A 17,855-nucleotide genomic window follows, 5' to 3' on the forward strand; every position below is an offset into this window, starting at 1 on the left:
TCCATGAAATTTCTCGGCATTTCTTGCCTTAGAGCATCATGGAGAAGAGAGATTGCGTATAAGTAATTTGGTGGATGGTTATTTAATTTAAATTTTAATAAAAGTTAGGGCAGTGCATCCTAACTGGTTTTGTTGATGGAAACGCCTTGAAAACTTTGCACTTTTGCTGCCGCTGCACCGTTGCCACCATAGGTTTTTGGCTTTTGCACTTGCCCTAGTTTTGAGGCGACATCGCCAACAATCTCTTCAGACAGGGATTTGGCCGTGGCGAGTACGCGCATATTCTCGGCCATTTGCGTGGCAAGGGCCGACTGATGCTTTTGAAGTTCTACTAACAGATGTGGTGCGTTTTCCTTCAGGAGCTTCGTATTATGCTGGATGGCGCGGGCCAAGCCGACATATTTTTGTGCCAGCTCCGCTTTAGGTGCGGCAAGTTCGCTGGCCTCAAGAAGGCGCCCGGCGCGAAGCAATGTTGTTTCATTGTTCATGACGTCCACCAGCCGGGTGAGCGTTTGATGTGCTTCGGCACAAACCTCTTCTGGCTCGCCAGGCAATGGGATCGGCGGGCTATTGGCCAATGTTTGTGCTCTTAACTGATGTGGGTTCATTGTTGATACGCTCCTGATACATAAGCCGGGTTGGGTTGCGCTGCTGCAGGACGCGGCGCATTGATGGATTGTTGAGATAGAATAAGATCGCGCAGAATGTCGTCAGCTAAGCCGATGCCACCATTGCCCGCCATGTTGTTGGCATATTCCTCGCCAAGCATGCCGCGCCATGTTTCTTCCGCATAGCCGCCACCGAACATGCCTTCTGTGTCGCTGGCCTTGACCATTTCGCTCATCAATGTGTTGAGGAACACACCTTCCAACTCGGTCGCTTTTTCTTTTAGCGACACAAATTGGGCATTGGTCATGTTGTGGGGCTTTTGAACTGGATAATAGGTGTTTGCCGTTGACATTAGATCACCTCGATTTCAGCTTGCAGCGCGCCCGCCGCTTTGACAGCTTGCAGGATCGAAATCAGGTCGCGTGGGGAAATCCCCAGTGCGTTTAATCCATCGACAAGCTCTTGCAGGGTGACGCTTTCGTTTAAGGTGGCGAGGCTGCTGTCGATTTGATCGACTTGAATTTCTGTGCGCGGCACAACAACTGTTTGGCCGTTTGTGAGTGGGTTCGGTTGGTCGACCTGCGGATCTTCCGTGATCGTTACCGTGAGATTGGATTGCGCAATCGCGACGGTAGAGACGCGTACATCGCGTCCCATCACCACAATGCCGGAGTTTTCATCGATGACAATCTTGGCTGGCAAATCAGGGGTGATGACCAATTGCTCAATATCTGTGATCAAATCGACAATGTTGCCGTTAAAGCCGCGGGGCAGGGTCAAATTGACCGTGGCATTGTCCAGCGGCACAGCTGTTGGCATGCCGATAAGATTGTTGATGGCCAACGCAATGCGGCGCGAGGTGGTGAAATCTGGATTGCGGAGCGCCAAGCGTACAGCGCGGCGCGCACCCAAATCGAAATCAACTTCGCGCTCGATCAATGCACCATCGGAAATACGGCCGGTGGTGGGGACACCAGAAACGATTGTTGCGCCATCGCCTTCAGCCTGGAAACCGTTAATGGCGATTGGGCCTTGCGCAATGGCGTAGACTTCGCCATCCGCACCCATCAATGGCGTGACGAGCAAGGTGCCGCCTTGAAGACTTTTGGCATCGCCCAAAGCAGAGACCGCCACATCAAGGCGAGAGCCTTGGGTAGAGAAGGCGGGGAGATTGGCGGTAACCATCACGGCGGCCACGTTTGCGGTTCGCATATTGGTGCCACGTGTATTCACCCCCATGCGCTCCAACATGGCCACAAGGCTTTGGCGCGTGAAGGGCGCATTGTTAAGGCCGTCTCCTGTGCCGTTTAGGCCAACAACCAGACCGTAACCCACCAATTGGTTTTCACGAACGCCCTCAATGGTGACAATGTCTTTAATGCGCGCGGCATTTGCTTGCGCTGCCAAAAGCAGGATGAGCAAGCTTGCCATGATCCATTTTGTCGTATGTGTAAAAACTGATTTCATTATATTCCCCATTTAACTTTGCCCGCCTCAATTCCCCAATTGCATGCGGTGCACCATTCTAAATGCGAAAACTGTGCCAAGTGATGTGATGAAGGATTAAATGACTGATTTATTTGATTAAAATTGTGATCTCGCTGCTATCGCTTTTGTTTTTGGTTTGAAAATGCTATTTCTTGTAGGTAAATAGTGCCCATTATTTTTCTTGGGCGAACATGGTTGGGCAGAAATTGCCGACTGAACATATTTGGGTTCTTCAATGCGCATTACAGACACCAACAGAACGAACCGAGCTGCCCCGAAAAAGGTGAGCAAAGGGCGTGGCGAGGGGGATAAATTCTCTGTCGAGCAAGAGAAGAGCACCGAGCAAGTGCGCTATGCCGCCGATGTTGACAGCGTGGGCAGCGTTGATGCGCTTTTGGCACTGCAAAGTGTTGAAGATCCGACTTTGGCCAAGAAGAAAAGCGTGAAGCGGGGGCATCAGCTCTTGGATGGGCTGGAGCGTTTAAAAACCGACCTTTTGGTTGGCCGCGTAAGTGAAACGCGGTTGCAAAATATGCTCAAAATTTTGAAGAATGCGCCCACCACTGACGATCCGGCGTTGAAGTCGGTGATCGACGATATTGAATTGCGCGTGCAAGTGGAGCTGGCCAAACTCGATCGGCTCTAGCGTCTACACCGCCTCAATTGTGGATAAGTCGCCGTCATTTTACCGTCATTATAATTGACTAGATCGCTATTCAATTAGCGGCTTGCGGCGAGGCCTTTTGGCGATTATATAGGGCCCACATTAGTTGAGGGAGTGAGACTCAATGTCTATGGACTTGGAACGCGAAATGACTGCACCAGAGTTTGATGCGCAGGAATTTGACAACTACCGTCCGAGCGAGGACGAAGAGTTCATGAATCCAAAACAGTTGGCCTATTTTCGCCGTAAGTTATTGGCGTGGAAAAACGATATTTTACGCGAAAGCAAAGAAACATTGGACGCTTTGCAAGAGGAAAGCCAAAACCACCCGGATATTGCTGACCGGGCCTCTTCAGAAAGCGACCGCGCGCTGGAACTGCGGACGCGAGATCGCCAGCGTAAATTGATCTCAAAGATTGATTCTGCATTGAAGCGTGTGGACGACGGTACATATGGCTATTGTGAAGACACCGGGGAGCCAATTGGCTTGGCGCGTCTTGATGCACGGCCGATCGCTACTTTGTCTTTAGAAGCGCAAGAGAAACACGAGCGCCGCGAAAAAGTTTATCGCGACGACTAAGCTCGACCTTTTAATCGTTTGAATTGACTTATATATATAAGTTGAGACAAACTGAAAGTGTGTTTGAGCGGCGAACACGAGTTGATAAGACTATTATTTTACGTGGGCGTTGTTTTTCAAGGGTAAGCGCTATGACAGCACAGGCTGGGCGAAAGATTGAAGGAGGGCAGTCCGTCGCGGCTGCACCGAAGCCTTACGGTATTTCGCCAGAAAGCTGGCCTGTTTCTCAGCCCTATGATGTGGTTTTTTATCGATCGCGTGGCCCTAAATCGCGCGTCAATGTAACCTTTCAACACGCATTTGATCTGGATGCGTTCAAATCTAATCGCAAATTTACCCATTGTGCGCTGGTCGGCTCCGAGCTGACCGCGATTGAAGCCTATCCGCGGGCGGTGAAGGGCTATTATACGGACATGCTGCACCCTGGTGGCGTGCGCTTTGTGCCGGTGATTGACCTTTGCTATGACAGCAAAAATCGCTACCGCGACTTTATGGTTTTGCGGTGTCCGGACCTGCGGTCGCCCGACACTTTTTTTGGCGCGGAAAGCATGATGAGTGCATGGCGCTATATTGAATCCAAATATAGTTTGCGGCGATTTATTGGCTTTGGGCGTGGTCCAAAAGACAATCAAAATGCAAAGCAAATCAAAGAATGGTTGTCCTGTTCTGATCTCGTGCTGAAGATTTTGGCCGATTCAGAGCGTTTTGGGATGAAGTTCCGGGAGCGCACGACCCCATCCGGTTTAGTGGCGCAGTTGAAACTGCGTGGCTGGCAGGATGTTACGGCTGACTATGCGCCGGAGCGGTTTGAAATTAAGTCGCGGCAATATATGCAGCGCTTTGGTCTTTCGGGGGCGAACCGGGCGGGCGTTGACATTTACGCGCTAAAAATGGCTTGGAATTTGGGCACGTTTGGCCAATCAATCCAGCGTCAGCAATATTTGGTGGAAGAATATATCAATCGCCGCCTGTCTAATCTTTGGCACCATGATGCTGAAGCAAAAAGTTTTTTTGAGCGGTTTACAGCTGATCACGCCATGGGCGTGCTCAAGCAAATTCGGTCTATGCGCGCCGATGATTTTGGCGATCATATTGATCCGCTTTTGGCTGAGCTATCACAGAAACGCCATTTCCTGAAATAGATAAAAACCTCAATTCTCCCGACTATGCGGAACTCAACGGCGCTTTGCAGCGTTTATCTGTTGTGGAAACGCGCATGACTCGTTGCAGCCCGCAATGATGACGCGCCCAACAGAACAGGGGTCAATATGTCTGAGAAAGATCATTACATTCAGAAGGTGAAAGCTAAGCTTGATCAATGGGATGCGGAAATCCGCAAGAAAAAAGCTGAGCTTGAAGAAGCCGATGCTGATCGCAAGATTGAGCAGGAAAAAGAATTGGACCAAATGTGCGCCCAACGTGATGATGCCCAATCAAAATTGGATGAGTTGCGCGACTCAAGCGACGATGCTTGGCAAGATATGAAGGGCGGGTTTGATCAAGCTTGGGACAATATCTCCAACGCATTTGATCGTGCAAAAGCCCGGTTCAACTAGATAAGATTGCTTGAAATATCCCTTTGAACGCGGCGTGCACAATGTGCTCGCCGTTTTTCATTTAGAGATAGTTTGTTATTTTTGGTGGGTTGGCAAAATCATCTGTGGCACCATTTAAATATGTGATCGGTAAACGCGACATTTGTTCAGGCGTTAGATCGAGTGTTGAAATGCTGATGGCCATGTCACCATCGCTGCCCAACTCTCCAAATTTTCCAAATGTGCGGATGCCGCACTTGGTGCATGAACAATGGGTGATTTCACGATCACCGAATTGGTAGGTGTTGATTTGCTCTTTGCCACTTTTGAGGGTGAAATTGGCGCTGGGAACTAATGCCAGCCAGGCGCGGCTTTTGCGGCAAATGGAGCAATTGCAACGCAAAGTTGGGGCGTCGAGATCAATCTGCGCCGAATAGGCAACGGCACCACAGTGGCAACTGCCTTGGATTGTTTTGGTCTTAGCCATTTTTTGCCTCCTGACGTGTGCTAATGAAATGCTCCAACCGGTCAATGCAGGAAGACCAGCCAGAAATATGGGCGTCGCGATCTTCGGTAAGATCGAAATCCATATGTTTGAAGGTCATCTCTGTGCCGTTTGCCGCTGCTTCGAAATGCACGTCAATCTTTGTCGTCGGGCCGGTTTCACCCTGCTTTGTCCAGCGGAAGGTAAAGGTGAGGCCATGGGGTGCGTTGACTTTTAGAATGGTGCCAGACTGGTGATATAGTTTGCCGCTAGGCGCTGTCATTGTGATGGCCCAATCAGTCTCTTCTTTTAGGTCCCAATTTTCAACTTTGGAGATGAAGGGCTCTCCCTGATCGTCATATGGGCCCCACCAAGCTGCCAATATTTGAGGATTTTGCCACAATGCAAAGCATTCCTCAGGTGTTAGTGACAATGTGCGTGTGAGTTTAAGTTCATGGGACATTAGCTCTGGTCCTTTCGCTTGGTGTTTTCGGCGAGTTCTACAAATCGATCGATATTTGCGGTCCAGAAATGTTCATACTCGGCAATCCAGTCAGCCATCATTTTTAGACCTTGTGGATTTAGGCGGCAGGGACGGGTTTGCGCGACACGCGTGCGTGTGATCAGCCCCGACTTTTCCAGCATTTTGATGTGACTGGAGATTGTGGGTTGTGTGAGTTCAAACTGGTCCACCAATTGGGAGACAGTTGCGTCGCCCTTTGAAAGTCGCGCAATGATGGCGCGACGGGTTGGGTCCGCGAGGGCCATAAACTGATGGTCGAGTGACGCCATTCACATTCTCCTTCGTTCAACATTTAATATAGATAATCATCTATATAGATATTTGTCAATATAAAGGATGTGTGCTGTCGCTGCTTGACGCGTTGAGTCTGTTTTTTAACCTAAGTATTTGAAAATCAGAGCTAGTTTGGGATTTTTGACATCCAGTAGGACCGCAACTCGCGGTTCATCACTTTAATCTTTTTCAAGATTTGCGATATGGCCGAGCATTTTTTGGGTTAGCGCATTGAGTTGGGAGATTTCTTCAGAGGATAGACTTGCCAGTAGGTGGGCTTCATTGTCGATATGTTTGGGGACAATCTCATCAATCAAAGATTTGCCTTTGGCCGTGAGCGCCACAAGATTTGAGCGCCGATCATTGGGATTGGGGCAGCGTTCGATCAGCTCTGCTTTTTCCAACTTATCGATACGATTTGTCATGCCGCCGGAGGAGACCATCGTCGCCTCGTAAAGGGTAGTGGGTGACAGGGCATGCGGTGCGCCGGCCCGTCTCAATGTGGCCAAAACGTCAAATTCGCCGGGTTGCAATCCAAATTTTGCGAACAGGGGATCTATGTGATCACGTTGTGCGCGTAGCGCTAATTCGGCAATGCGCCCAAGGGTTTCCATGGGAATGGTGTCCAATTCCGGACGTTCTTTTTGCCATTGTTTGGCTGCGTGAGCGGCGCGATCCATATTTAAGCCTTTATCTTAATATCAAGATACTTTATGGTAAGATAAATTTCAAATCAAACGGAATATGAGTATGTCTAACCTGACGCAAAATCCAACCGTCAATCTTAACTCGTCCCCAAAGGCGGGCTTTTGGCAACAGTTTGATCTTGGCATGTTGATCTTGTTGCTGGTTGTTGGCTTCTTTATGGGGCTCACGGCTGTGCTGGGCAAAGTGGCGATCAATACGGGTTGGACGCCCTCTATTTATCTAGCGCACACCGCGTTGGGAGGCGGTGTGTTGTTGCTTGCGGTAACCCGGCTTTCGGGGCAACGAGCAGAGTTTGATCTTGCCGCTTGGCGATATAATTTTATCTCTGGCCTTTTTTTCGTGGTGCCGAACCTGATGTTTTTCTTTGCGGTTCGCCATGTGGGGGCGGGCTTCATCGCCTTTGCGACGGCATTTGCGCCTGTGCTCACCTTTTTTATTGCTGTTGCGATTGGCGATGACCGCTTTTCGCTTGGCAAGATTTTAGGTGTGGGTATGGCCCTTACTGGCGGCATTTTGCTCGCCCTTGGTAAGCTGACTGACACAAGCATTGCGCCGTTGTGGATTGCTTTGAGCTTGTTTGGCCCCGTGTTTCTTGCGTTCGGCAATATATTCCGGTCGCGCTTTTGGCCAAAGGGAATGGCGCCATTGTTGCTTGCGCCCTGGATGCTGATCACCGCAGGGCTTTATAGCTATGGCTTTGCCTTCATATCCGGCGCTTGGTCAGCTGCTGAAGTCTCCAACGCCGGGTTTTTGGTGATGGGTGCGCAAATGTTATGTTTTGCGGCAGGCTTTGGCTTTTACTTTGTGCTGCAAAAGCGCGGCGGTCCTGTTTACCTTAGCCAGATTGGTCCAGTGATCGCGCTGGTTGGTGCGCTGTTGGCGGCCACATTCTTGCAAGAGCAATTGACACTTTTGGTTTTGCTGGGTGGCGCGGCGGTGATCGCTGGTGTGGTGATTTTCAATGCAGCCAATTTCGGCAAGAAGTGAACTGCGCCTGAAATCAAAAAGGGCGCGACAAATTGGGGAAAGTCGCGCCCTTTGGGGAAGGGCTGATCGCAAATTGGGGAAAGCGATCAACCGATATTATGGCATGCCTTAGAAGGGAAGAATGGCGTCCATAAATTGCTGGCCGTAGCGTGGCTGTTGAACATCGGTGATTTGACCGCGGCCGCCATATGAGATGCGGGCCTGAGCAATCTTTTCAGAAGGAATAGTGTTGTTGGCACCGATATCTTCTGGGCGAACAACACCTGCGATAATCAGATCGCGGACTTCAAAATTAACCCGAACTTCCTGGCGGCCTTCGATCACCAAATTGCCGTTTGGCAAAACCTGAACCACAACAGCGGCGACAGATGTGTCCAAAGTTTCAGAGCGGTTGACGGAGCCGTCGCCAGAGTCGGCGGAGCCTGAGCTGAGTTCGATAGCACCATTTGCAGAAACGTCTGGCACAACTGAGTTAAAGATGGAGCCCACTACGCCGCCTGCGCCCGCATCGTTTGTGCTGGTGCGTGAGCGTGATGTTTTGTTGGCGATTTGCGCCTTGTCCGCGATTGTTACATCAACGGTGAGGATGTCGCCCACTTTGCTGGCGCGTTGGTCTTTAAAGAAGCCGCGCTTACCAGAGATAAACAATGAGTTTGGCTGGTAAGACACTTTTTCTGGTTCCGGCATCGGCATGGAAACTGGCTTGTAGCCTGCTTTTGCCTGCGGATTTTCAATGGCAGTCAATGATGGTGCCTTGCCAATGCTTGCGAGACGGTTGGCTGTTGTGCAGGCAGTTAAAGATGCGCCAAGTGCGATCAGGGTGATGATTTGAAGCAGTTTCATTATAGTCGCTCCTAATTGGCTGTCGCGATTTTGGCCGGACCACTCGGAATGGTCACGGCGCCAGCGCCAGTTACGATGCCTTGAATTGGTTTATTGGACATCAGATTGAGTACGGTGACGGGTTCATCCAAAGCTGCAGATTGCAGCGCTTTGGCCTTCACGGTGAGGGTGAGGGCACCTTTTTGGAAATATAGCGTCACAAGTTCGTTGCGGTTGACCACATCTGGCTCAGCCACGTCTGAAAGACGGATTGGGCTGCCACCGCGCAATGAGCGGGTTAGGCTTTTGCCGATCAACTCTTCGATGCGCAAAGCGCCTTGAGCGCGCACAACTTGCTCAGAAGCCGGGCGGAATTCAATGTCGCTCAATTTCAGGATTTCGCCCTTGGCCTTTGTTTTCGAAATGAATGGCGCCTGAACCAAAATGTCGATCCGGCCATTAACTTCGATTGGCTGTGCACGACCTGTAAGCGCGAGACGCGCGGAAAATGTGCGGGTGTTTGGCCCCACTTTGAAGTCCAACACCATGACTGGGTTGTCGGAGCCGCCATCAGCAAAGACGCGGTTCAAAGCGGTGTTCAACCGCACCTGCGCGGTTTCGCCTTCCAAAAGCAATTGGCGATTGGTCAATTCTTCATTCACCAGCTCATTGATATAGGCTGCATCAACTTGAAAGCCCACGCGCTCAACACGCACCTGCGAAAGACCCGCCGTGTCGTAATCCGAAAAGCCAGCACGTTGCGCTGCCAAATGGATTGATGTGAGCGGCACAGCGCCAACAGTGCCTGGTGCAGGGCTGCGGAACAAAGCGGTTTCCGCGTGGATGCCCGCATTGTCGAACATGTCACCGACGGTGACCACTTTTGTATCCACCAAGACAGAGGGCTTAAGCACTGGCGTTGCCCAAGCGCTTTGCGCCAGTAGGGCTGTTGTGAGGGCCAGAGCAGATTTGGTAAGTGATTTAAGCATGATTTTAACCTACCCCTAGCGGATCTGCGATGTTGCTTGCAGCATTTGGTCTGCACCAGAGATGACACGCGCATTCATTTCATATGCGCGCTGGGCGGCGATCAAATCGGCAATTTCAGTCACAGCGTTTACGTTGGCCAATTCCAAGTGTTTTTGCAGCATGTTGCCAAAGCCGTCTTGGTTGGCGATGCCGTTTTGGGCAGGGCCGGAAGCTGCGGTTTCCACATAGGTGTTGTCCCCGATGCTTTCCAAACCTGCCTTGTTGGCAAAGCGGCTCAACTGAATTTGACCCAAAACGGTTGGTGCAGATTCATTGTCCAAAAAGGCTTGAACCGTGCCATCGGCTGAAATGGAGACCGCGCGGGAGTTGGCTGGAATGTTGATGCCGGGCTGAACCAGATAACCCTCGATGGTGACCATTTGGCCGTTTGAGTCCCGCTCAAATGAACCGTCCCGTGTGTAGCCGGTGCGGCCATCGGGTAGGGTAACTGAGAAGAAGCCTTCGCCACGGATGGCAATGTCTAGCTCTTTTTCAGTTGGCTGAATGTTACCTTGGCTCATGATGCGCGGTGTGGCGCCGGTTTTAACGCCAGAACCGATTTCAACGCCTGTCGGGAGCTGCGTGCCAGCGGCTGATGTTTGTGAGCCTGCGCGGCGGTACACCTGATACAGCAAATCCTGAAAATCTGCCCGCTGGCGCTTATAGCCAGTGGTGCGCATGTTGGCGATGTTGTTGGAGATGATCTCCACATTTCGCTCTTGCGCCGACATGCCCGTGGAAGCGATATAGAGTGCCTTCATTATTCTGTTCCTTTCGCTTTCACTTAAGCTCTTGTGTCGCCAAGTTTTTGAATGGCGGAGCGCCGCAATTCATCTTGGCGCTTTTGCATGCTGGAGATCGATTCATAGGCCTTGGTGACGCGGATCATTTCAGTCATTTCCGACACGCCGGACACGTTTGACCGTTCGATGGCCATTTGCACTAAGTTTGATTCATTGTCGTAGATTGGGTTTTCACCAGAAAACATGGTGTCGCCTTCACGTTTAAGGCTTTGCGGGTTTTCAAACTCGGCAACACGCAGGATGCCTTTATCGCCAGCTGATGAGCTTACGCGGCCATCTTGTGTGATGGTGATGCCTGTTTCTTCTGGTCCGAAGGTTACGAAACCGCCATCGGCGAGCACGTTATAGCCCTCAGATGTCACCAGCTCGCCACGCTCATTCAATTGAAACCCGCCGTTGCGGGTGTAGCGTTCGCCGCTTGGTGTGTCGATCACGAAGAAACCCTTGCCCTGAATGGCAATGTCTAGCGGGTTACCTGTTTGCGTGATGCTGCCAGAGGCAAAGTCATGAATGGTGGCCCAATCTTGCGTATAAGAAAGCGGCTGATCCATCATCTCAAAATCTTTATGACGGGCGACCGGCATGACATATTCTTCGAAAAGAATGTCCATATTTTTGTAACCGGCTGTATTCAGATTGGCCATATTGTTGGCAACGACATCCATTTGACGCCGAAGTGCGATCTGTCTTGATAAGCCGATGAGCTGTGCGTTTTCCATGGCACCTGTCTCCCCAATTTAATGTTTGGCCGTTTAACTTCCCCAAGCTAGCGGGCCTGCCATTAGTAATGCGAAGATCGTGCCAGTTTTCTAACTGATTGAAATCATTAGATTTTGATTAAAATTCTCATCAAAACCTCAAATCCCTATTTGCAGGGTGGCAAAAATTACCGGGCAAAAATTGCCGCGAAATGCAAAAAGTAACTCTTCGTTAACCTTCTCGCCCTTACCTCTGTATATATAGGCAATGTGCGCGCAGCGCCTATGATTCTTAGGATAATTGAGGTTTGGCATGGCCAACGAAGACGCAAATACCGCCCCTGAAGAGGGGGAAGAAGGTGAAGCCAAAAAGAAAAAGTTACCACTCCCCGTTATTATCGGTGCAGCAGTGGTGCTTTTGGCAGCTGCAGGTGGCGCTGCCTATATGTTTTTGTTTTCTGGCGGCGGCAGCGAGCAACCAGAATTGGAAGAAGCGCGCGCAGCTATTTTTTATGATTTGCCGACCATTACGGTGAATTTGAGCGATGACGCTGACAATGATGAAGTGTTTTTGAAGCTCGCGATTGCGCTTGAGCTTTCTGATGAGTCTTTGATTGAGATTGTAGAGCCGCGTATGCCGCGTGTGCTGGATACATTTCAAGTGTATTTGCGGGAATTGCGCCGATCTGACCTTGAAGGGTCGGCTGGTATTTACCGCCTGAAGGAAGAATTGCGTCGCCGGGTTAATCTCGCGGTTTTCCCCGCGCAAGTGGACAGCATTTTGTTTAAAGAAATTCTGGTTCAATAAGGTTACGTCATGGCTGATGAAAAAGACGATCTGATGAGCGCCCTGGACGAAGAGCAATCCAAGAATGACGACGATATGGCGTCTGAATGGGCTGCGATGATCGAAGGTGACGGCGATGGGGATGGGGACTCCAACGCCGACCGTATTCTGAACCAAGACGAAATCGATAATTTGCTGGGCTTTGACCAGGCAGACCTGAATGAAGGTGAAATGTCTGGTGTGCAGGCGCTGATCAACTCGGCGCTGGTGTCTTATGAACGTTTGCCCATGCTGGAGATTGTGTTTGACCGTTTGGTGCGGTTGACCACGACATCCTTGCGTAACTTTACGTCAGATAATGTGGAAGTTTCGCTTGATAGCATCACCTCGGTGCGGTTTGGCGACTATCTGAATTCTGTGCCTTTGCCTGCGATTTTGACGGTGCTGAAAGCAGAGGAATGGGACAATTTTGGCCTGATGACGGTTGAAAGTAACCTCATCTATTCCATGATTGACGTGTTGCTGGGCGGTCGGCGCGGCAACAATACAATTCGGGTGGAAGGGCGGCCTTATACCACCATCGAAATGAGCCTGACACAGCGTATGATCGAGTTGATCCTCGACGATATGATGAAGGCATTTGAGCCGCTGACACCCGTGACCTTTAATGTAGAGCGCATGGAGACCAATCCGCGCTTTGCAGCAATTGCGCGGCCTGCAAACGCGGCGATTTTGATCGAGCTGCGCATCGATATGGATGACCGCGGTGGCAAAGTGGAAATTTTGCTGCCTTACGCGACGATTGAGCCGATCCGTGAACAATTGCTGCAAATGTTCATGGGTGAAAAATTTGGTCGCGACCCGATTTGGGAAGGCCATTTGGCATCTGAAATTTATGCGGCGGACACCGAGCTAGAAGCGGTGTTGCATGAGTGGGAGATTCCACTTTCGCAAGCGATGAATATTGAGAAGGGCGACACGTTGATGTTTGAACGTACGCCGAATGATCCCGTGTCTTTGCGCTGCGGGAATGTGAAACTGACCGAAGCGCAAATGGGCCATATAGGCAAAAATGTTTCAGTACGTGTAACCCGTCCGCTCAACCCGCCAAAGGTGACAATGGCAGTGTTTGAGGCAATGGACGAGCAGGGGAGTGACTAGAATGGGTGGTATGGCTTTTGGTTTGGTCGTTGAAGGGGCAGTTGCCATTTTGTTGGTGCTGACGATCGGCTATTGTTACGTGTTGAATGTGCGCTTGAAACGCCTACATGCCGACCGTGACGCGCTGCGTGCGATGATCACAGATTTGGTGCGGGCCACAGATATGGCCAATGGCGCCATTCAAGGGATGAAGAAAACTGCTGCTGAAACTGACGTGCAATTGCGTGCGCGGATGCAGGAGGCTGAAAGCTTTTCCGCCCAAATGGGGCAACAAGTTCAAGATGGCCATGCGCTGTTGCATAAAATTGGCCAGATCGCCAAGACAGCACGCGCAGCCGAAGCGCAAAATGGCGGTGCGACCTATCGGCCAGTGCCGCCTGTTGCTGCGCCACAACCGAAAGAGCCAGCGACGCCTCGCGCGCGTAACGCATTGTCTCAGCTAGATAAATTTTCCCGCTCGAAAGGTGAAGCCGCATGAATTCGGTTCGCTTGTTGCCTGTGGTCATGGTGGCTGCAGGGGCGCTGTTTTTGTTTAAAGTACTCGGCATTGTTTCCGGCGAAGGTTATAGCCTAAGTGGGGCACAAGTTGTGAGTGCGCAAGAAGCCCCCGCAAATCCGCAAGATACGCAAGATGCACAAGTGCAGGAAGATATGAGCCAAGATGCGACGGGCAATAGCGTGGCGGACAGCACAACCATGTCGCCAGAAGAGTTGGCCGCACAAGAAAGCGCGCCGACAGATGCTATGCCGATTACGCTGAAAAAAGACGGTGAGATCGTAAGTTACGATGCTGGCGATTTAGCAGATACGGAGCGGGCGATTTTGGCGCGCTTGAGCGAACGCCGCAAAGAACTTGATGAGCTGGAACAACAGCTTAAAATTCAGGAAGATATTGTGCGGGCGGCGGAAAAACGCCTTGAGACACGTGCCGCAGAATTGAAACAGATTGAAGCCAGCATTCAGGAATTGGTAGACCGCAAAGAAGGTTTGGAAGATGAGCAATTCCAATCGCTTGTCTCCATGTATGAAAATATGAAATCAGCGGATGCTGCGCGTATTTTTGACCGGTTGGATATGTTGGTTTTGGTGCGGATGGTGGAGCAGATGAACCCCCGCAAAATGGCTGCTATTTTGGCCGACATGGACTCTGAAAAAGCAGAGGCATTGACCATTAACTTGGCAAATCCAAATCTGCAAAAGACGGAAACCAGCGATAATCGCGATGGTGAATTGCCGCAAATTGTGGGGCAATAAGCCCGTATTTAGGGTTTGTGGTAAGTAAACTATTAATCGCTAGGCGTTAGATTGATCTGACGATTGATCGTAAAGAGGCCCATCCCACAAATGGTGTTGTTTAAAGCCATGCAAAAAGGATTGTGCCGAGCGCTGGTGTTGGCTGCGCTCGTTGGCGGGACAGCTGCGTCATTTTCTCCGATCGCCGCGCAGGCGCAAAATCAACAAGAACGGCAACGTCTAGAGGTCGTGGCGCAAGGCCAGCCAGGCTTTGGGCGGATCATTTTGAAGTTTGTTGATCGGCTAAATCTACCTTCATATTCCATCTCCACCAGCGGTGGCGTGATGAGCATTGAGTTCTCGCAGCCCATCGAAGTGCAATTGCCCGATGTGACTGAGCAATTGGGCGAATATGTTGCGGTGGCGCGGGTAGACCCGGACTATAAAGGCATACGCTTTGGCTTGAAGCAGGATTATCGCATCAGTCGGATTGAAGCGGGCGAGCGTCTGTTTATCGACTTTATTCCCCGCGATTGGCAGGGGTTGGACCCGGCATTGCCGGAAGATGTTGTGGCCGAACTGGCCTTGCGGGCGGAGCAAGCGGCCAAGCTGGCTGAGCAACGGCGCAAAGAGCGGATTGCCCGCGAAACCAAGCCGAGTGCGATTGTGCGTGTGGGACGTCACCCCACATTTACCCGCGTCAAATTTCAATGGACGATTGATACAGAAGCCAGTTGGACGGCGAGCGCTAAAGGCGGCACGCTTGCGTTCGAATGGCCTGTAGATGTTGATCTTTACGCCATCCAATCGGAATTGCCGGAGGAGATTGAGAGCGTTGAGCAAGAAGTAACCGCAGATGGATTGCGGGTGAAGTTTGCGCTGACCGAAAATGTTGAGCCGCGCTTCTTCCAAGAAGACAAGCGCAATTATACGCTCGATTTGGACTTCTCTACTCGCGAAGATGTGGGTGTGCCGATCACGGAAATTGCGCCTGAAATGGTGCAAGAAGCCATTTCTGACCCAGAGGCGGAGCCCGCCGGTGAAGAAGAAATTGACCCACTGCTGCGCAAAACGCCGTCTTTGTCGCGGCAATCGCGGATTACGCCATTCGTGAATAAAATTGGCGGTACAGTGCGGCTAATTTTCCCATTTGAACAAGATACGCCAGCTGCCGTGTTTAAACGTGGTGATACAGTTTGGATGGTGTTCGACACCCATGTGGCGATTGATGCGCCTGCAGACATGGATTTGTTGGGCGGCATCACCCAAGATATTAAGGTGGATCGCGCTGGGGAAACCCAAATTGTGCAAATGACCATGAATGCCGACCGATTGGCCACTTTGGGTGCTGAAGGGCGCTCATGGGTGTTGTCACTCGGTGATATTTTGATTGCGCCGACAGAACCGATGACGTTGACCCAGCAGCGCCAAAGCGATGGGCGCACCGTGCTGGTCGCGGATTTGAAGCGGCCGGGCCGTGTGCACCAGATGCGCGATCCCAATGTGGGTGACTTGCTGCAAGTGGTGACCGCCTATCCACCATCGCGTGCGATTGTGCGGGACCTTGAATATGTAGACTTCAAGGCTTTGCGCGCTGTCCATGGACTTGTGGTGAAGCCCTATCACTCGGATGTTGAGTTGCGCATTGAAGGCGCTGATGTTGTTCTTGATGCGAAAGATCAACTGATGTTGTCCTCTGCGACAGACATCAACCGGGAAGTGCCAATCGAGATTGGCGAGCGTGTTGGCTATATCGATTTGTCAGGTGGCGACATTTCTCGTCCAGATCGATTTATTGAGCAGCGTGAAGAGATCCAAGTGCGCGCTGCCGAAGGTGAGGGTGCTGCACGCGAGAGTGCACGTGTTGAGCTTGCCCGTTATTATTTGTCCAACCGCCTTATGCATGAAGCACTGGGGGTGCTTGATGTGTGGGAAAAAGACACAAAACGCCCCAAGCTGGCTGATGAAGGCAAGATGGTGCAAGCCGCGGCAAATGTGTTGGCTGGGCGCGCAGAAGATGCGCTGGAAATATTGCTTGAGGAGCCATTTGTTGAGGCGCCGGATGCTATTGTGTGGCGCACGATTGCGCGGGTGAAGCGCGGCGAGTATGAAATCGCCCGGAATGATGCGCTGTTGGCAGAGCAGGCCGTTGAAGCTTATCCACTTTGGGTTGCTAATGAATTTTTCTTCTCTGCCGCCCGTGCGGCAGTTGAGATGGGAGATTCTACTTCTGCGATCCGCTATTTGGGGGGCATCGATTTTGGGTCGCTGAGCAACGAAGATTTGAGTCGCTATGATTTGCTGGCGGGCCGCGTGGATGAGGTGGACAAGCGCTATGCGGATGCGCTGGAAACCTATGGTGCGGTGTTGAATCGGGATGTGCGACCCACCCATGCAGAAGCGGTTTACCGCACATTGCTGGTGTTGGAAAAGCAGGGCAATATCGACCTGAACAAAGCGGTTGAGACCTTATCAATTCAATCTTTGACCTGGCGGGGTGGCGAGTTGGGCGCCAATATTCAAGAACTTTATGGTCGCTTGCAGTTCAAAAATCAGGATTATCGCGGTGGCTTTGAGACACTTGAGCGGATGCAGGTGGTGCACCAAGATACGCCGCAGGAGACGCGTCATTTCGAACTGTCGAAAGAGATATTTGAAAATCTGTTCCTGAACGGGGAAGCTGACCGGCTGGAGCCTGTGCGGGCCTTGGGACTTTATTATGATTTCCGCAAATTGACTCCTGCTGGCGCCAAGGGCGATGAGATGATCCGCAATTTGGCGCGGCGGTTGGTGCGCGTGGATTTACTGGATCAGGCGGCTGAATTGTTGGACTATCAAATCGACAATCGGCTGGAGGGTGTCGCACGGTCTAAGATTGCCGCTGACTTGGCAGTGATTCATATCGCGAACCGTCGCGCGGATTTGGCATTGAAAGCGCTTTACAAAACCCGCTTGGCCAATTTGGTGCCGCAGCTTGAGCGGCAGCGCCGCATCTTGGAGGCGAAGGCGCTGATTGATGCTGGGCGTGATGAATTGGCCGTTGAAATTTTGCGCAATATTGAGGGCTTTGATGCGCGCTTATTAGAAGTGGACGCCCATTGGGCAGGGCGCCGCTATCGCGAAGCGGGCGAGCTGATTGAGCGCATTTATGTGGATCAATATACCGATGGCAACACCTTGCCGACCAGTGTGCGGAACGATCTGGTGAAAGCAGCGGTGGCCTACACATTGGGCAATGATGAGATTGGTTTGACGCGTTTGCGGGCGAAATTCTCGAACCGCATGTCTTCAACGCCAGAGTGGCCCGTGTTCGAATTTGTGACCAGCAAGACGGCATTTGGCACACGCGAGTTTAAGGCTTTGGCGCGCGAGATTGCAGATGTAGATTCGCTGAACTCGTTCCTAGCTGCTTACAAAGAGCGCTATGGCACCGACGGCGCGTTGGCACCTGATCAGGATATTTTGTAGGCG

Annotated in this window: 21 protein-coding genes; 10 read left to right on the top strand and 11 right to left on the bottom strand. The window is 51.3% G+C overall.

Annotation, left to right across the window (positions count from 1 at the left end; translation table 11 throughout):
- Positions 1-119 precede the first annotated feature (119 nt).
- Genes ACP15Y_RS10250 through ACP15Y_RS10260 form a run of 3 tightly spaced genes read right to left on the bottom strand, consistent with a single transcriptional unit; the run spans position 120 to position 2,076 of the window.
- Positions 120-608 (bottom strand): hypothetical protein, encoded by a 489-nt coding sequence (locus ACP15Y_RS10250; protein WP_424982968.1) that lies wholly within the window; start codon positions 606-608, stop codon positions 120-122.
- Positions 605-961 (bottom strand): rod-binding protein, encoded by a 357-nt coding sequence (locus tag ACP15Y_RS10255; protein WP_424982969.1) that lies wholly within the window; start codon positions 959-961, stop codon positions 605-607. The genes ACP15Y_RS10250 and ACP15Y_RS10255 overlap by 4 nt, the downstream gene beginning before the upstream one ends.
- Positions 961-2,076 (bottom strand): flagellar basal body P-ring protein FlgI, encoded by a 1,116-nt coding sequence (locus ACP15Y_RS10260; RefSeq protein WP_424982970.1) that lies wholly within the window; start codon positions 2,074-2,076, stop codon positions 961-963. Before ACP15Y_RS10260 ends, ACP15Y_RS10255 begins: the two co-directional genes overlap by 1 nt.
- Positions 2,077-2,332: 256 nt before the next feature.
- On the opposite strand from ACP15Y_RS10260, the gene ACP15Y_RS10265 reads away from it, so the two are divergent.
- The 4 genes from ACP15Y_RS10265 to ACP15Y_RS10280 all read left to right on the top strand — a co-directional run bounded on the left by ACP15Y_RS10265 (position 2,333) and on the right by ACP15Y_RS10280 (position 4,897).
- Positions 2,333-2,743, top strand: coding sequence for a flagellar assembly protein FliX (locus tag ACP15Y_RS10265; protein WP_424982971.1), 411 nt, complete (start codon positions 2,333-2,335; stop codon positions 2,741-2,743).
- 166 nt (positions 2,744-2,909) lie between these two features.
- The gene (dksA, locus tag ACP15Y_RS10270) at positions 2,910-3,341 is read left to right on the top strand and encodes an RNA polymerase-binding protein DksA (RefSeq protein WP_424983092.1); all 432 of its coding nucleotides are present in this window, start codon (positions 2,910-2,912) and stop codon (positions 3,339-3,341) included.
- Positions 3,342-3,472: 131 nt separating this feature from the next.
- Complete coding sequence (locus ACP15Y_RS10275) at positions 3,473-4,483, top strand: hypothetical protein (protein ID WP_424982972.1); 1,011 nt, start codon at positions 3,473-3,475, stop codon at positions 4,481-4,483.
- Between the two features lie 126 nt (positions 4,484-4,609).
- Positions 4,610-4,897, top strand: coding sequence for a hypothetical protein (locus ACP15Y_RS10280; RefSeq protein WP_424982973.1), 288 nt, complete (start codon positions 4,610-4,612; stop codon positions 4,895-4,897).
- A gap of 61 nt (positions 4,898-4,958) precedes the next feature.
- Here ACP15Y_RS10280 and ACP15Y_RS10285 read toward each other — a convergent pair whose 3' ends face one another.
- The 4 genes from ACP15Y_RS10285 to ACP15Y_RS10300 form a co-directional block, all read right to left on the bottom strand.
- Complete coding sequence (locus tag ACP15Y_RS10285; protein WP_424982974.1) at positions 4,959-5,363, bottom strand: GFA family protein; 405 nt, start codon at positions 5,361-5,363, stop codon at positions 4,959-4,961.
- Positions 5,356-5,823 carry an SRPBCC family protein gene (locus tag ACP15Y_RS10290; RefSeq protein WP_424982975.1) on the bottom strand — a complete coding sequence of 156 codons (468 nt, stop codon included), beginning with the start codon at positions 5,821-5,823 and terminating at the stop codon, positions 5,356-5,358. The genes ACP15Y_RS10285 and ACP15Y_RS10290 overlap by 8 nt, the downstream gene beginning before the upstream one ends.
- The gene (locus tag ACP15Y_RS10295) at positions 5,823-6,152 is read right to left on the bottom strand and encodes an ArsR/SmtB family transcription factor (RefSeq protein WP_424982976.1); all 330 of its coding nucleotides are present in this window, start codon (positions 6,150-6,152) and stop codon (positions 5,823-5,825) included. Before ACP15Y_RS10295 ends, ACP15Y_RS10290 begins: the two co-directional genes overlap by 1 nt.
- Positions 6,153-6,335: 183 nt before the next feature.
- Positions 6,336-6,836, bottom strand: a complete 501-nt coding sequence (locus ACP15Y_RS10300) for a MarR family winged helix-turn-helix transcriptional regulator (RefSeq protein WP_424982977.1) — start codon at positions 6,834-6,836, stop codon at positions 6,336-6,338.
- Positions 6,837-6,906: 70 nt separating this feature from the next.
- On the opposite strand from ACP15Y_RS10300, the gene ACP15Y_RS10305 reads away from it, so the two are divergent.
- A complete protein-coding gene (locus ACP15Y_RS10305) occupies positions 6,907-7,851 on the top strand; it encodes a DMT family transporter (protein ID WP_424982978.1) in 945 nt (314 codons plus the stop codon).
- A 108-nt stretch (positions 7,852-7,959) separates the two neighbouring features.
- Here ACP15Y_RS10305 and flgH read toward each other — a convergent pair whose 3' ends face one another.
- From flgH to flgF, 4 genes are read right to left on the bottom strand one after another with little or no spacing between them, the layout of a single operon-like run.
- A complete protein-coding gene (gene flgH, locus ACP15Y_RS10310) occupies positions 7,960-8,694 on the bottom strand; it encodes a flagellar basal body L-ring protein FlgH (protein WP_424982979.1) in 735 nt (244 codons plus the stop codon).
- 11 nt (positions 8,695-8,705) lie between these two features.
- Positions 8,706-9,662 carry a flagellar basal body P-ring formation chaperone FlgA gene (flgA, locus tag ACP15Y_RS10315; RefSeq protein WP_424982980.1) on the bottom strand — a complete coding sequence of 319 codons (957 nt, stop codon included), beginning with the start codon at positions 9,660-9,662 and terminating at the stop codon, positions 8,706-8,708.
- Positions 9,663-9,677: 15 nt separating this feature from the next.
- Positions 9,678-10,463, bottom strand: a complete 786-nt coding sequence (gene flgG, locus ACP15Y_RS10320; protein ID WP_424982981.1) for a flagellar basal-body rod protein FlgG — start codon at positions 10,461-10,463, stop codon at positions 9,678-9,680.
- Positions 10,464-10,486: 23 nt separating this feature from the next.
- Positions 10,487-11,224, bottom strand: coding sequence for a flagellar basal-body rod protein FlgF (flgF, locus tag ACP15Y_RS10325; RefSeq protein WP_424982982.1), 738 nt, complete (start codon positions 11,222-11,224; stop codon positions 10,487-10,489).
- A 292-nt stretch (positions 11,225-11,516) separates the two neighbouring features.
- Here flgF and ACP15Y_RS10330 point away from each other — a divergent pair, with 292 nt between their 5' ends.
- The 5 genes from ACP15Y_RS10330 to ACP15Y_RS10350 all read left to right on the top strand — a co-directional run bounded on the left by ACP15Y_RS10330 (position 11,517) and on the right by ACP15Y_RS10350 (position 17,852).
- On the top strand, positions 11,517-12,011 hold the full coding sequence (locus ACP15Y_RS10330) for a flagellar basal body-associated FliL family protein (protein WP_424982983.1): 495 nt from the start codon (positions 11,517-11,519) through the stop codon (positions 12,009-12,011).
- 9 nt (positions 12,012-12,020) lie between these two features.
- Complete coding sequence (fliM, locus tag ACP15Y_RS10335; protein WP_424982984.1) at positions 12,021-13,151, top strand: flagellar motor switch protein FliM; 1,131 nt, start codon at positions 12,021-12,023, stop codon at positions 13,149-13,151.
- A 1-nt stretch (position 13,152) separates the two neighbouring features.
- Positions 13,153-13,629: a DUF6468 domain-containing protein gene (locus ACP15Y_RS10340; protein ID WP_424982985.1), complete on the top strand. Its 477-nt coding sequence runs from the start codon at positions 13,153-13,155 to the stop codon at positions 13,627-13,629.
- Entirely contained in the window at positions 13,626-14,405 is a 780-nt protein-coding gene (locus ACP15Y_RS10345) for a MotE family protein (RefSeq protein WP_424982986.1), read from the top strand. The genes ACP15Y_RS10340 and ACP15Y_RS10345 overlap by 4 nt, the downstream gene beginning before the upstream one ends.
- 90 nt (positions 14,406-14,495) lie before the next feature.
- Positions 14,496-17,852 carry a hypothetical protein gene (locus tag ACP15Y_RS10350; RefSeq protein ID WP_424982987.1) on the top strand — a complete coding sequence of 1,119 codons (3,357 nt, stop codon included), beginning with the start codon at positions 14,496-14,498 and terminating at the stop codon, positions 17,850-17,852.
- Positions 17,853-17,855: the final 3 nt, after the last annotated feature.

Source organism: Maritalea sp. S77 (assembly GCF_049801075.1).
Lineage (GTDB): Bacteria > Pseudomonadota > Alphaproteobacteria > Rhizobiales > Devosiaceae > Maritalea.

What these genes read in the sequence shown, in the direction of transcription:
- flgF (WP_424982982.1), bottom strand. Translation starts at nt 11,224, where the DNA reads ATGGAAAACGCACAGCTCATCGGCTTATCAAGACAGATCGCACTTCGG.
- ACP15Y_RS10350 (WP_424982987.1), top strand. Translation starts at nt 14,496, where the DNA reads ATGGTGTTGTTTAAAGCCATGCAAAAAGGATTGTGCCGAGCGCTGGTG.
- ACP15Y_RS10265 (WP_424982971.1), top strand. Translation starts at nt 2,333, where the DNA reads ATGCGCATTACAGACACCAACAGAACGAACCGAGCTGCCCCGAAAAAG.
- fliM (WP_424982984.1), top strand. Translation starts at nt 12,021, where the DNA reads ATGGCTGATGAAAAAGACGATCTGATGAGCGCCCTGGACGAAGAGCAA.
- ACP15Y_RS10345 (WP_424982986.1), top strand. Translation starts at nt 13,626, where the DNA reads ATGAATTCGGTTCGCTTGTTGCCTGTGGTCATGGTGGCTGCAGGGGCG.
- ACP15Y_RS10280 (WP_424982973.1), top strand. Translation starts at nt 4,610, where the DNA reads ATGTCTGAGAAAGATCATTACATTCAGAAGGTGAAAGCTAAGCTTGAT.
- ACP15Y_RS10255 (WP_424982969.1), bottom strand. Translation starts at nt 961, where the DNA reads ATGTCAACGGCAAACACCTATTATCCAGTTCAAAAGCCCCACAACATG.
- ACP15Y_RS10300 (WP_424982977.1), bottom strand. Translation starts at nt 6,836, where the DNA reads ATGGATCGCGCCGCTCACGCAGCCAAACAATGGCAAAAAGAACGTCCG.
- ACP15Y_RS10285 (WP_424982974.1), bottom strand. Translation starts at nt 5,363, where the DNA reads ATGGCTAAGACCAAAACAATCCAAGGCAGTTGCCACTGTGGTGCCGTT.
- ACP15Y_RS10250 (WP_424982968.1), bottom strand. Translation starts at nt 608, where the DNA reads ATGAACCCACATCAGTTAAGAGCACAAACATTGGCCAATAGCCCGCCG.
- flgH (WP_424982979.1), bottom strand. Translation starts at nt 8,694, where the DNA reads ATGAAACTGCTTCAAATCATCACCCTGATCGCACTTGGCGCATCTTTA.
- ACP15Y_RS10340 (WP_424982985.1), top strand. Translation starts at nt 13,153, where the DNA reads ATGGGTGGTATGGCTTTTGGTTTGGTCGTTGAAGGGGCAGTTGCCATT.
- flgG (WP_424982981.1), bottom strand. Translation starts at nt 10,463, where the DNA reads ATGAAGGCACTCTATATCGCTTCCACGGGCATGTCGGCGCAAGAGCGA.
- ACP15Y_RS10290 (WP_424982975.1), bottom strand. Translation starts at nt 5,823, where the DNA reads ATGTCCCATGAACTTAAACTCACACGCACATTGTCACTAACACCTGAG.
- ACP15Y_RS10330 (WP_424982983.1), top strand. Translation starts at nt 11,517, where the DNA reads ATGGCCAACGAAGACGCAAATACCGCCCCTGAAGAGGGGGAAGAAGGT.
- ACP15Y_RS10295 (WP_424982976.1), bottom strand. Translation starts at nt 6,152, where the DNA reads ATGGCGTCACTCGACCATCAGTTTATGGCCCTCGCGGACCCAACCCGT.
- ACP15Y_RS10260 (WP_424982970.1), bottom strand. Translation starts at nt 2,076, where the DNA reads ATGAAATCAGTTTTTACACATACGACAAAATGGATCATGGCAAGCTTG.
- ACP15Y_RS10275 (WP_424982972.1), top strand. Translation starts at nt 3,473, where the DNA reads ATGACAGCACAGGCTGGGCGAAAGATTGAAGGAGGGCAGTCCGTCGCG.
- ACP15Y_RS10305 (WP_424982978.1), top strand. Translation starts at nt 6,907, where the DNA reads ATGTCTAACCTGACGCAAAATCCAACCGTCAATCTTAACTCGTCCCCA.
- flgA (WP_424982980.1), bottom strand. Translation starts at nt 9,662, where the DNA reads ATGCTTAAATCACTTACCAAATCTGCTCTGGCCCTCACAACAGCCCTA.
- dksA (WP_424983092.1), top strand. Translation starts at nt 2,910, where the DNA reads ATGACTGCACCAGAGTTTGATGCGCAGGAATTTGACAACTACCGTCCG.